Genomic DNA, 12338 nt, shown 5'->3' with positions numbered 1-12338 from the left:
TCAGGATAGATTTTGACTATAGAAGCTCAAACTTAATTTTTCTTAACTATCACCGCAACAGGTCAATTAATTAAATAAGTACTCGAATTTATTGATATCTTTCGGAGGAAGCATAGAGTTGAGATAGTGACGATAGTGCTCAATATGGCTATTCATGTCGCTTATGAGGTAGAAGAATTTTTCTTTAAATTCTCGACATTTTAGATAGGGTTTCCATTCTCCACGCTCAAGAGAGTCTTCAACTTTTTTAAAAAAGTTGATCTGCATTTTCTTTAATTCTTCATTGTGAAAGAACATATGGCCATGCTCAAGATCATGTAGAAAAAACTCTAAACAATCTTCACGCATGAGTATCGGTTTAAAGTTTTCTTGCTCAATTAATGTCACAGGACGAATCCCCTGTGCTTGAAACTTTAAAACCTCATATGGTGATGGAATATAATCGAGAAGTTCAAACTCCCATTGATTATTCCCCCAATGCATTAGAGCATTGAGGGCCTTTCCTTTAACTTTTTTGAAGTTAAAAGTTTTTAAAATAGATAGGTAGTCTTCATGTGTTGATGCAGCCTCAATAGCAGCGGCCAATTTACGATTAGGATATTTCCTTTCGTGATTTACGAGAAAAAATAATAAAGCACTACTCGCTTGACTCATAAATGATTACTTTTTCGTTTTCTGCAGTTCAGCTAATTTCTTCGATACATGATCTGCATCTAACATTGGATCAACATCGCGATCAATTGCTACAATCTTTAAACTTGGATCAATAATAAAAGTCCATCTTTTTGAAATATTAAATACGGCCATCTTTGCACCAAACTTCTTTGTCACTTCACCTTTTTCATCCGAAAGAAGATCGAATTGCAGAGCATGCTCTTCGTGAAAAGCAGCTTGATCTTTTACAGAGTCCATACTGATCCCATAAACCTCAGCACCTAATTTTCTAATTGATTTAATGCTGTCGCGAAAGGCACATGCCTGCTTAGTACAACCAGGAGTCCCCGCCTTTGGGTAAAAGTAAAGAACAGTCCACTTTCCTTTGCGTGATACGATTGAAAAGTTTTTGCCTTCATGATTCTTTGCTGTAAATTCTGGCACACTTTGACCTAATTTAATTTCTTCCCCATGGGCAAAAGAGAACATGATACACATTGCAATAAATAAACGACTGATTACTTTCATAATTCCTCCAGAAATTAAAAATTGGTTAAGTTTATCTCTCTTAACTATATATACGCAATAAACTTCAAAACAGATCACATAAACATAAGTTCTTTTTAAGATTTGATAGTGCTATAATCACGGCATGACTGATAGACAAATTGAATTCCATTCAAAATTTGGCACGATTTATATTTGTGCTAATGAAAACGGTGTCTCATACCTGGGTTGGCAAGAGCAAGATTTTGATGGCCCTCATTATGAAGACGACGAGAGGATTGTAAAATATCTCAATGAGGCACACGATCAACTGGAGGAATACTTTGCAGGTAGTCGTAAGAAGTTTTCAATTCCTCTAAGTATTAGCAAGGGAACGGACTTCCAAAAACAAGTTTGGGCCCAGCTTCTTGATATACCCTACGGCGAAGTTACAACCTATTCAGACATTGCAAATAAAGTTGGTTCCCCCAACGCTGTGCAAGCAGTTGGTAGTGCCAATGCCAAAAATCCAATTTGTTTAATGATTCCTTGTCACCGCGTCATAGCCAAGTCGGGCGAACTTTCAGGATACGTTGCAGGAGCACAAACTAAAGAGGCCCTTCTCAATCTTGAAGGTACCTTTATATAGACGAAAACGCAGGGCAATGCTAAATTATTCCCTATGAATAATGAAGTAAAAGAAAACAAAAAAGACATGCGTCCAAAGCAGGACATTCCAACAATCCTATCTCGTGTAAGTCGACCAAAGAAAGCTGTTATTACAGCAGGTATGCCATATGCAAACGGGCCAGTTCACATTGGTCACCTAGCAGGTGCCCACGTACCAGCAGATATTTACTCGCGTTGGATGAGGCTACTGATTGGTGATGATAACGTACTATTTGTTTGTGGTACTGACGATCATGGATCAACAAGTGAAGTTGCTGCAAAGAAACTTGGTAAAACAACACAAGAGTTCATTAGTGAGGTTCATGCAAAGCAATCTAAGACAATGGAGCGCTACTCGATTGGCCTAGATACTTATACTGGAACTTCAAGAGAAGAAAATTACGAAGCTCACAAAGAACTTTGTCAGGATTTTCTTAGAAAAATGCACGCTAATGGAATGCTAGATAAGAGAACAAGTCAGCAATGGTTTGATCCAAAACTTAATATGTTCCTACCTGATCGCTATGTTCAGGGTGATTGTCCAAATCCAGACTGCTCAAATACTAAAGCATATAGTGATGAGTGTGATGTTTGTGGCAAAAACTACGATCCACATGAGTTAAAGAATCCTGTTTCAGCTGTAAGTGATGCGACACCAGAGCTTAGAGATACTGATCACTGGTATCTAAATATGTGGAAAGTAACTGACCAACTTATTGAGTGGCTAAATACAAAGCAGAAGACTTGGAGAAAACCTATTCTTCAAGAAGCATTTGGTACAGTTTATCCATGTGTAACTTTCACAAATAAATCTGAGCCAGCATATAAAGAAATTAAAGAATCTCTTCCAACTCATAAAAGCCGTTATGCTCCAGGAAGAAAAGTTCTTGTGCAATTTGAAAATCTTGCGGATCTTGCAACAGGTAAAAAACTTTTAGAAGAAAAAGGAATTGAGTGTGAGCTAAATGATGGTTGGGCACATAGAGCAATTACTCGTGATGTTTCATGGGGAATTCCTGTTCCGACAGATATTGAGCCAGGTATGGAAGGTAAAACTCTATACGTATGGCCAGAGTCATTAATTGCACCGATCTCATTTACAAAAGTTGCCCTTAAAAAGAAAGGACTTGATCCAGAACTTCATAAAGAATTTTGGACTGATCCAGAAGCAAAGGTTTTCCAATTCCTTGGAACTGATAACGTTTTCTTCTATGTTCTTATGCAGGGAGCGATGTGGTTTGGTGTTCAAGAAGACCCAATGAGACAAGCTGTTAATGGTGAATTTCAACAAACAGATGTCTTCTCTAATTTCCACCTACAAATCAATGGTGAGAAGATGAGTAAGTCAAAAGGAAACTTCTACACAGGTGATCAGCTAATTGATGAGATGGGATATACAGCAGACCAAGTTCGCTACTTCCTATCAACTCTAAGTCTTTCAGAGAAAGCATCAAACTTTGATTTTGAAGTTTTCAAAGCAAAGAATGCATTCCTAGCAGGGCCAATGAACGCTTCATTTGAAAAACCAATCTCTGCTTGTCACAAGCAATTTGGTGGCGTGGTTCCTAAGGGTGAGCTTATTGGTAAGACAGAAAAAGAAACTCTTAAGATTGTTCAACAGTATACGAAATTCATGGAAAAGGGAGAATACCCGAAGGCACTTGGTGCCCTTGAAAACTATGCTCGTATTATTAACGGACTATTTAATACGCACAAACCTCACGATGACCGCTTTGATGAGAAAGAAAGAACTGACGCACTTTATTCTTGTTTCTACATTCTAAGAAATATCTTAGTAATGCTTAGGCCATTTGCGCCGGAGACAATGGAGAAGCTTCGCGTATCTTTAAATCTTCCAGAGAGTGTTTACTCGATTGATGAGCTTGCAAAAGACTTCCCTGCAAATCATAAGATTGGGGAACAAACGGAATACTTCCCAGCAGTTGATGCTGAATAGAGATAAAAGAAAAGGCCTCGTTTGAGGCCTTTTTTATTAATCTAAATCTTCAAGCTGAGTTTTAATTTTATTTTTTAATTGTTCAAAATTAATATCTTCAATTTCAACAATCATCCCTTCATCAATTTGCCTTGCTTCCACATCGTCAAGATCGTCGCTATCAGCAACGCCGATAACTTGCTCAAGTGCAATTGACATATCTCTGTGAACAAATGGATCGAGCTCATCAAGGCCTGCTGCAAATGTCGTCCCCACGGCCGTTCCCGATGGTACACCAAAGAAGAACCCACCAACAGCGGCAACACCACCATCAAGACTCACACCTGTTCCAATATAGTAAGCGGCCGTGGCCTTTGCACCAATAATGAGACCAAGGTAAGCAGAAACTGCTAAGATTGCGACATCAGCACCGGCGGCATAAAGAGCGTGGCGTCCATTCATGTCGGCCATCTTCTTAATGTCACTTCTTGCAAAAGTTCTGTAATCAGAAAAGAGGTTGCGGCATTTAAGCTCTTCTCTATTCCCATGACATTCTTCGAAGATATAACGGTCATTAACAATTTCCGTTGCCTTAATATACTTATAAGGAGTCTCTTCGGCCTGAATAAATGTCGCGGCTTGATTTAGTTGTGAGAGTAAAAGAACTCCCGTTAGAACAATTTTCTTTAGTTTTGGGCTTAGTGTTTTCATAGCTTAAATTTATCAAAAAAATAGATCGAGATAAGCTATAGGGTAAGATTTCTAATGGGTGAATAATTCTTAGTCACCGGTGTAAGTATCTGAAACATGGCCATCAACAAGGAAAATCTCTCGATCTGCCATAGCAGCATAATCAGGATCGTGAGTAACCAGAGCAATTGTCGTTCCCTTCTCTTTATTAGTTTCTTTTAAAATATTCATCACAATCTCAGCATTTGCCGTATCGAGATTCCCCGTAGGTTCATCCGCAAAGATATAACTTGGCTCCATAATAAGGGCCCTAGCAATAGCAACTCGTTGCTGTTCACCACCTGATAGTTGCCCTGGAAGCTTATTACGAGTATGTGGAATATTGAGTTTTTCAAGTAGCATATTTGCACGAGGCTCATACTTTTTTAAGAGACCAAGATTTCGAGGAGGTAATAGAATATTTTCTAAGGCCGTCAACTCTGGGAGCAAGTAGTGGAATTGAAAAATAAAACCAATGTGGCGATTTCGAAACTCATGAATTTCATCAACACTCATATGAGTAACATTCTTTCCATCAATATAAATATGGCCAAATGTTGGTTCATCGAGGGAGCTAATAATATAAAGAAGGGTTGATTTTCCACTTCCAGAACGTCCTGAAATAGAAACAAACTCTCCCTTATTTATCTCCATGGAGATATTGTGAAGAATACGTTGTGGAGGATCACCAAACTCTTTAACTATACTTTCAGCTTTTATCACTACTCGCCCCTTATGATATCAATTGGAGTCATTCGACTTGCTGATAGAGCAGGAAGAAAGCTTGCAACCAGCGAAGCAACAAGGGCCGCAACAAATGCAATGATATACGTTGAAGGTGTATAATCCATAAGTAAGTGATTATCGCCACCAATATTTATATTTAACTCAATACTTTCGACAGCTCGACAAATGATGAATCCCAGGATTAGCCCAACAACTCCACCACTTACACCAAGGAATATACCTTGATACATAATAAGCTCAAGAATTCGTTTGGGGCCATAGCCAATAGAGCGAAGAATAGCGATCTCCTTTCGTTTTTGGTTAATCATAATTGTTAGAACATTATAAACCCCAAAGGCAGCTACAATGAGAATGGCAATTGTAATAAAGTAGCGAACTATATCTTGCATCATTATCATTTCCATAAACATGGGATTAGACTCTTTCCAGTCTTCAACTTTATCATGGCTTAATAGAGACCACTGATCAGCAAGCTCTTGTGACTTATTCATGTCGAATAGTGAAACTGCTATTTCAGAGACTCGCCCAGGTGTCTTATTAAGTTTTTGTACATCTTCAAGGTGAGAGAATGCTATGGACTTATCTGCTCGATCATCTCCGAAAGAAAAGAGGCCTACGATTTTAAATGAGTTTTTATGTGTCAGGCTTCCCGCTATGACCTCTACATACTGACCAACACGTGCTCCAATTTCTTCAGCAGCAGCGGCACCAAGAATGATCTTATTTCCTCCACTTGCAAGTGACGAAAAATCACCTTCCACCATGTAATCAGGAATATCACTAATTCTGATTTGTCGTCTGGCATTTGTTCCAATGAGCCCCATACTGTGAGTAAGATCACCACGCTTTAACATAACCTGTATTGTTAAGCGGGGGCTAAAGTCATAGACATCTGGATGATGAGAAAGACGATCGGCCCAGCCTTGATAATTTTCTAATTTTGATTCACTTCTCTTTCCATATGGAGGAGTTATCCAATCAACTTGTTTATTTTCATAAAACCACTTATTAACAAGAGGACGATCAATAAGATCTTCTTTTCCTGAAATCAGGATATGAGCGGTATTATTTAAAAGGGCCTTAATGATATACTGCCTAAGTCCTAGTTGAATCCCTGAGATAGCAACGTAGAGCATCGTACCGAAACTAATACCTAACAGAATAAGAAGAGTTTGCTTCTTTTTAGAAAATAGTTGCTTCATCGACAAGAACAGCATGACTACCTCTTGATAAAAAGTAGATCGGAAAGCTTAATATCTCCAGAGATAACCTCAACCCACATTCCATCATTATTTCCTGTAACAACTTCGACTTTTTCCCTCTTCTTATCTCGCATACGAAGAACCTTTCCGTTACTTATCGCCTTTACAGGTATTAGAAGAACACCTTTTTTCTTTCCAACTTCTATTACTACGTCCGCAGTCATGCCTGGAAGAATACTTTTCTCCAACCCCTTCACCTCGATGCGCGTGATGAACTCTCCTTCCCTTGGATATATTGTTTTTACATAGCCTTCATATTTTCTTTGGGACTGGCTTTCAAAAATAATTCTCGTTTTTTGATTTGGGATAACTCTCAGTGCAGCTTCTTGCTCTAATGAAACTTCAATAAATTTTTCATTAAGATTTTGCATTCTAAGAACTGTCACTTGTGGAAGTACAACTTCTTTTTCTTTATTTGCAACGAGAGTAACCGTACCATCAAAAGGTGCTTTAAATAGAACACGGCCGTCGAAGCTAACAAGGCGGTCACCTTCTTTAACTTTTTGGCCTTCTTTTACATAGAGTTTTTCGACAAGAGATAAGACTCCAATTTTTACATTAAACTCTTTATCTGTATCGACTCGTCCGAGGCCATAAATGGCCTCCACAACATCACCCTTTTTAGGGGAGATTAATTCATAATTATTTTTAAAATAGAAAACTCTTAAAAGTATCGCAGAGACGACAAAGATAATGACGATTATAAATATATATATCTTTTTCAAGCAATACTCCTAGGGTACACGTTTTTTATTTATTTTCGCATACCCTAGTGGCCAATATCAAAAGAAATTTTGACGTTTAAGATAAGCAATTAAATCTTCACTATATTTAAGATGGGACTCTTCTGTATATTTCGCCTGTGTATAGACTTGGGCCAAATTCTTTGCTCCGACATCTTTAATCATTTGATTTAATCGTGGGTTGTCACGATAACGCTTCATCCCCTCGACTTCTCTTTCTCGATATATTTCTAGCACTTCTTCATCTGAATATTTATGATATTTCTCATAATGAACGAGAGATTCAAGTGGAAGCCTCTTTCTTAAATCAGGTGCCTCATCTGGATAGCCTAGAGCAAAGCCTACGACAGGAACGACATTCTCAGGCAACGCTAAGATCTCACCAATTTCACCAGCACTGGCCAACGTTGTCCCCATATAACAGAGTCCCATTCCAAGACTTTCAGCTGCTAATGCCGCATTCTGACTAGCGAGAATGGCATCAATAGAAGCAATCATAAAGCTCATGTAATTATCAAAGTTATTGGCCGCCTCACTTAATTTAAGCCACCTTCTCATACGATAGAAATCAGCACAGAATGTTAAAAAAATTGGAGCATCCATTAACATACTTTGCTCAAAGTGGGCCTGGTACATCTTCTCTTTCATTGCTCTATCTTTTGTCACAACAACTGAGAAGGATTGCATATTTCCAGAGCTTGATGCGCTTGCTGCTGCACTTAGAATGAGTTCTAAATCACTTTGTGAAATATCCTTATCAGAAAATTTTCTAATTGAACGATGAGAATGTAATTGTTGAATAAAGTCATTCATGGCACGAATCCTCTCTTCTAATATAGTTCGTATTTGTAAAATCACTTTGTCCTAATATAACAAAGCATAAAATAATCTTTTTCATGATTACCTCTTAAATTTTTTAAAAAAATAGATCGAAATTTATTATTAACTAATAATGTGTGAAAGGCGCACTAGCGCCACCAAAGGATAGAAATAGAGATTGCATAACGGCAAAGTCGACAATTCATTTTCACAAAATAGAATTATCAACTTTATCCGTAAACAATTTCTTTCTTACAAGAACTCTCTTTATTTTGCTTTTCTTTCAAAATAAACGAGATCAATGAAAATCGAAGTCGCGAGAATAATTTTCTTCTCCTGCTCCGTTAGTGTCTGACTCTTTAAATCAATGGCAAAGTTGTCTCGATCAGTAAACATCTCTGAAAATAGTCCAGAAAACTTTTTCAACACAAGTGCAACCTCTTGCCCTCGAGAATAGAAAGGATAAGTCCATGGCTTCCAAATTGGTGAGCGCATTTCCATAATGACATTTCCCTGAGCATCCAAGACATCAAATTTCTTTGTTATTAAAGAAAATCTTTGCTGAAGAGAACCAATCAACTGCCCATTCAGATCCTGTATTTCAAGACGCTGAAAAAAGAAGCAAAATGGATGCTTAGCAATCATATACTCATTACGAGCTTGGTCAAAGAAGTGCAGATCAAAAGTCCTCCAGTGACCCAGGAACTGGCGCATGATAAAGCCAAGGAATCCCTTTTGTTGTTCTGCCGCATAGCCAATAGGGTTTTGCGCCTCATCTAAGAATTGATACTTATTTCTTGTTTCATAGCCCAAAAGCTCCCAATTCTCTCTAACTTGCTGTACCAATAGCTTATTATGCTGATTTAAATCCATTTCTTTCCTCATATTCTTAATAAATTAAGAACAGATTTTAACATAACTTCTGTGCTAACTTGTTACTTTCACAAGAAAAAGTACGAATCTCTACCCTTACATTACTTCAAATTCATCTAAATATTATTGAACTCAGTTTATTAATGCGGTAAATCTATAATGACTTCAATTAGTTAGGAAAAGAATGAATTTAAGAATAAATCCGAAAAGACCTACAGAGAGTATTAAAGATATCTTGAGAATTATGGATTATACTCTTGGACCGTTTGCAATGCTCTTTGCAATTTGTGTGGGTGTTTACGAATATCAAATCTCACAAAGACTAAATAGCTTCTTTGGAATCTTCGCTTTCCTTATTTTCAATCTCACAATTTCTCAAATAAGTATTCGAGTTAAGAACTCTCTATATATTGAAATCTTCAGACAAGTTTTTGCAATTTGTGTCCTATGTCCTTTTGCAATCTATATCGTTGATGGGCCATTTTCACCGTTCTGGTATCTCTACCTCATTATGATCGTTGCCAGCAATAATATTTTCTTTGAAGTTACTGGTAAACATATCTATAGTGGACTTATAACTCTCTTAGCTATTATTAGCTATGTTACTTCAAGTTACTTACTTCTTGATGAGCCAGAAACTTCTCTTATCATAATTCATTCTCTGACTATGATTATGTTAAGTCTACTCTTCTACAGACTTCTTAGTCTTGTGGATCGCACTTATCGAAGTGAAGTGAATAAGTCAATTGCCTTACAGGAAACAATGGATAAGCTTAATAGCACTAAAGAAAATCTTATCTATAGTTCTCGTCTAAGTGCAATTGGTGAAATGGCCGGTGGAATCGCTCACGAAATTAATAATCCTTTAACAGTTATTTACGGCTCAATTTATCAGATCAAGCGACTTCTAAGTATCGGTGAGATGAATAAAGAGGCGTATGATATTCATATCAATCGTATCCTAGATACAATTGATCGAATTACTCGCATTATCTCTAGCTTGAAAGTTGTTTCTCGAGAGAGCGGTGAGATAAAAAAAGAAGTTATTCCCCTTAGAGATATTATTATTGATGCGACGGCCATTTGTTCAGAGAAGTTTAGGGCCCATGGGGTTATACTTAAATTTGATCTCGACGACGATGCCTTTAACATAAAAGTAAATGTAGATAGAGTCCAATTATCTCAAGTCTTCATTAATCTTTTAAATAACGCTTATGATGCCGTTGAAGGAAGTGAATCTGCTTGGATTGATATCTCCGTAAAAAATACAGAAGATTCCGTTTTAGTTTATGTAATGGATTCTGGCCCCGGAATCAATCTTGATCTTCGAAATAAGATTTTTGAGCCATTCTATACATCTAAAGAAGTTGGGAAAGGAACGGGATTAGGACTATCGATTTCAAAAGGGATTTTAGAGAAGCATCAAGGGGAATTATTCTTAGAACCAAATAAGAAAACAACTTGCTTTGTGATAAAGATACCCAAAGCAAGCTGAATTATTTCTAAATTAGAAACAAGCAATATACGAATCGCCGATGCTACCTAGAATCTTACTTCCAGACTCATCGAAAATATTTCCATAAGAATTACCACCATCGCAGCTATCTTCAACAGTTACTACGATTGTGTACACAGTGCCAGTTTGTGTCGCCTCTACTCTTCTAAGCTCTAGGGCGTCTGCACAGTACTCATATTCGAAATCTGCTAATTCTGTATACTTAGCAAATTCCTCTCTTGATAATTTTGGCAGTCTCTCAGAATAAACTTCAGTGTATTCATCACGATCATAGCTTGATGCAAGATCAACATTATTCAACTCTGGACAGGCCATGACCGAGCTTAAAAGAATAACTGATAAAAGAACAACAACTGATTTCATAACGACCTCCACATAAACACAGGCTTTATTTACCGCGAGGCCGTTCAGTTATCAATTATATTAAAAATATAGATTTCATCTAATTATGAGATATTTACGAGATGACCATCATCACTGGGTGACTGCGTTATTTCCCAACGATTTCCATCTGGATCAATCAAAAGAAAGCTCTTTTCTCCCCACGGATGATCTTTTGGTTTACCACTCACTTCAAATTCATACTTAGCCTTTTGAGCCATAAGTTTATGGTAGAAGTCATCAACATCCTCAACAGTGACACCATATGAGACCTGGGCCGGATTCTCAACTAATTCAAAGAACTTAGAAGCTTTACCTACTGGTCGAAAAAAGGCCACACGGCTTTTGTCAGGTAGAACAAAATCAGCAAAGTCTTCATTAGCAAAATGCGCTTCAACACCGAAGACATCAGTGAAAAAGTTCGAAATATTCGTAACATTCTTAGAGGTAATGACTAAATGTGAAAGTGCCTTGATCATGATTTATCCTATTTCTATTTATGTTATAACAATTAAATTGACTTAGATAGCCTTTAGGATTAAATGATTTTATCCATTATTTTGGTGACCAATCCTTCCTGTCACCTTTTAAGGCCCTAGGCCTAGTGAGAACATTTTAATGCAAGAGCTTGAAACGCTGGTCGAATCCTTAACTGAGAAACGATACTACGTGAGTGATACGCTTATTTCAAATGAACTAGCTCGTTCTTTAAAGGACGAGGCCCAGACACGTTTTCACATTGGAGACTTTCAAGAAGCCAAAGTTGGACGACAGCTAACAAAGCGCCTAGATGAAAAGATTCGTGGAGACCTCACTTCTTGGATTGAGGGAGACATGGCCGACCATCCACCGGCACTACAAGAATATTTAAAATTTCTCGATGATCTTAAAGATTTACTTAATCCTATTTTCTACCTAGGTATTCGCTCATATGAAGGCCACTTTGCTTGTTATGATGAAGGTGCATTTTATCGCAAGCATGTGGATCAACACCGTGGAAGAGGCCTAAGGCGCTTAAGTGTTATTCTTTATCTAAGTGATATGAATGATGGTGATGGTGGTGAAGTCGTTATCTACCATCACGACGATCAAGATCAAGAAGTTGCTCGCATTAATCCAATGCTTGGAAGAATCTTAATTTTTCTTTCTGAAGACCTTCCACACGAAGTTCTCCCAGCATTTAAGCCAAGGCTTTCTTTAACCGGTTGGCTTAGAGCATAACTCTTAAAATTCTTTAACATTAATTCATTCTAAGCTCAGACTATAGAGATAGAATCCATAGGAGTTAACAAGGAGTTTAGCGATGAAAATGAATGAGAATAATACTGATAGAGGTATCCGAATTATTGCAGGACTAATACTTTTATCTCTCGTATTTGTAGGTCCAAAAACTTACTGGGGGCTAATTGGCTTAATCCCGCTTACAACAGGTGCTTTTGGTGTATGCCCAGGATACTTACTATTTGGTCTTTCAACACGTAAATCGAAGAAGGCCCACTAACTAATAAACTATGATATACTCT

At 37.5% G+C, this 12338-nt stretch carries 15 protein-coding genes; 5 read left to right on the top strand and 10 right to left on the bottom strand.

What is annotated here, in order from left to right; translation table 11 throughout:
* Nucleotides 1-66: 66 nt before the first annotated feature.
* Nucleotides 67-654, bottom strand: coding sequence for a hypothetical protein (locus ABMA70_RS12290; RefSeq protein WP_392993202.1), 588 nt, complete (start codon nucleotides 652-654; stop codon nucleotides 67-69).
* 6 nt (nucleotides 655-660) lie between these two features.
* Nucleotides 661-1182: a peroxiredoxin gene (locus ABMA70_RS12285; RefSeq protein WP_103217949.1), complete on the bottom strand. Its 522-nt coding sequence runs from the start codon at nucleotides 1180-1182 to the stop codon at nucleotides 661-663.
* Between the two features lie 124 nt (nucleotides 1183-1306).
* Here ABMA70_RS12285 and ABMA70_RS12280 point away from each other — a divergent pair, with 124 nt between their 5' ends.
* Nucleotides 1307-1789 (top strand): methylated-DNA--[protein]-cysteine S-methyltransferase, encoded by a 483-nt coding sequence (locus ABMA70_RS12280; RefSeq protein WP_392993205.1) that lies wholly within the window; start codon nucleotides 1307-1309, stop codon nucleotides 1787-1789.
* Between the two features lie 33 nt (nucleotides 1790-1822).
* Nucleotides 1823-3766, top strand: a complete 1944-nt coding sequence (locus ABMA70_RS12275) for a methionine--tRNA ligase (RefSeq protein ID WP_392993207.1) — start codon at nucleotides 1823-1825, stop codon at nucleotides 3764-3766.
* Between the two features lie 36 nt (nucleotides 3767-3802).
* On the opposite strand, the gene ABMA70_RS12270 is transcribed toward ABMA70_RS12275, so the two are convergent.
* From ABMA70_RS12270 to ABMA70_RS12245, 6 genes are all read right to left on the bottom strand, one after another.
* Nucleotides 3803-4456 carry a hypothetical protein gene (locus ABMA70_RS12270; RefSeq protein WP_103217946.1) on the bottom strand — a complete coding sequence of 218 codons (654 nt, stop codon included), beginning with the start codon at nucleotides 4454-4456 and terminating at the stop codon, nucleotides 3803-3805.
* A gap of 69 nt (nucleotides 4457-4525) precedes the next feature.
* Nucleotides 4526-5197, bottom strand: coding sequence for an ABC transporter ATP-binding protein (locus ABMA70_RS12265; RefSeq protein WP_199177540.1), 672 nt, complete (start codon nucleotides 5195-5197; stop codon nucleotides 4526-4528).
* Entirely contained in the window at nucleotides 5197-6438 is a 1242-nt protein-coding gene (locus tag ABMA70_RS12260; RefSeq protein WP_103217945.1) for an ABC transporter permease, read from the bottom strand. Before ABMA70_RS12260 ends, ABMA70_RS12265 begins: the two co-directional genes overlap by 1 nt.
* Nucleotides 6439-6440: 2 nt before the next feature.
* Nucleotides 6441-7208, bottom strand: coding sequence for an efflux RND transporter periplasmic adaptor subunit (locus ABMA70_RS12255; protein ID WP_103217944.1), 768 nt, complete (start codon nucleotides 7206-7208; stop codon nucleotides 6441-6443).
* Between the two features lie 57 nt (nucleotides 7209-7265).
* Nucleotides 7266-8039, bottom strand: coding sequence for a nitroreductase family protein (locus tag ABMA70_RS12250; RefSeq protein ID WP_392993212.1), 774 nt, complete (start codon nucleotides 8037-8039; stop codon nucleotides 7266-7268).
* Nucleotides 8040-8312: 273 nt separating this feature from the next.
* Nucleotides 8313-8918 carry a phospholipid scramblase-related protein gene (locus ABMA70_RS12245; RefSeq protein ID WP_158246863.1) on the bottom strand — a complete coding sequence of 202 codons (606 nt, stop codon included), beginning with the start codon at nucleotides 8916-8918 and terminating at the stop codon, nucleotides 8313-8315.
* Between the two features lie 184 nt (nucleotides 8919-9102).
* Between ABMA70_RS12245 and ABMA70_RS12240 the strand changes: the two genes are divergently transcribed.
* A complete protein-coding gene (locus ABMA70_RS12240; protein ID WP_103217941.1) occupies nucleotides 9103-10413 on the top strand; it encodes a sensor histidine kinase in 1311 nt (436 codons plus the stop codon).
* 12 nt (nucleotides 10414-10425) lie between these two features.
* Here ABMA70_RS12240 and ABMA70_RS12235 read toward each other — a convergent pair whose 3' ends face one another.
* A complete protein-coding gene (locus ABMA70_RS12235) occupies nucleotides 10426-10797 on the bottom strand; it encodes a hypothetical protein (protein ID WP_392993215.1) in 372 nt (123 codons plus the stop codon).
* An 83-nt stretch (nucleotides 10798-10880) separates the two neighbouring features.
* Nucleotides 10881-11294 carry a VOC family protein gene (locus tag ABMA70_RS12230; RefSeq protein WP_103217939.1) on the bottom strand — a complete coding sequence of 138 codons (414 nt, stop codon included), beginning with the start codon at nucleotides 11292-11294 and terminating at the stop codon, nucleotides 10881-10883.
* Between the two features lie 139 nt (nucleotides 11295-11433).
* On the opposite strand from ABMA70_RS12230, the gene ABMA70_RS12225 reads away from it, so the two are divergent.
* Both ABMA70_RS12225 and ABMA70_RS12220 read left to right on the top strand, forming a co-directional pair.
* Nucleotides 11434-12036 (top strand): 2OG-Fe(II) oxygenase, encoded by a 603-nt coding sequence (locus tag ABMA70_RS12225; protein WP_103217938.1) that lies wholly within the window; start codon nucleotides 11434-11436, stop codon nucleotides 12034-12036.
* 82 nt (nucleotides 12037-12118) lie between these two features.
* Entirely contained in the window at nucleotides 12119-12316 is a 198-nt protein-coding gene (locus tag ABMA70_RS12220; RefSeq protein WP_392993218.1) for a DUF2892 domain-containing protein, read from the top strand.
* Nucleotides 12317-12338: the final 22 nt, after the last annotated feature.

The organism is Halobacteriovorax sp. XZX-3 (assembly GCF_043196495.1).
Taxonomy (GTDB): domain Bacteria; phylum Bdellovibrionota; class Bacteriovoracia; order Bacteriovoracales; family Bacteriovoracaceae; genus Halobacteriovorax_A.
Note: the sequence above shows the minus strand (reverse complement) of the source record. Positions and strands in the feature narration are given on the sequence as shown.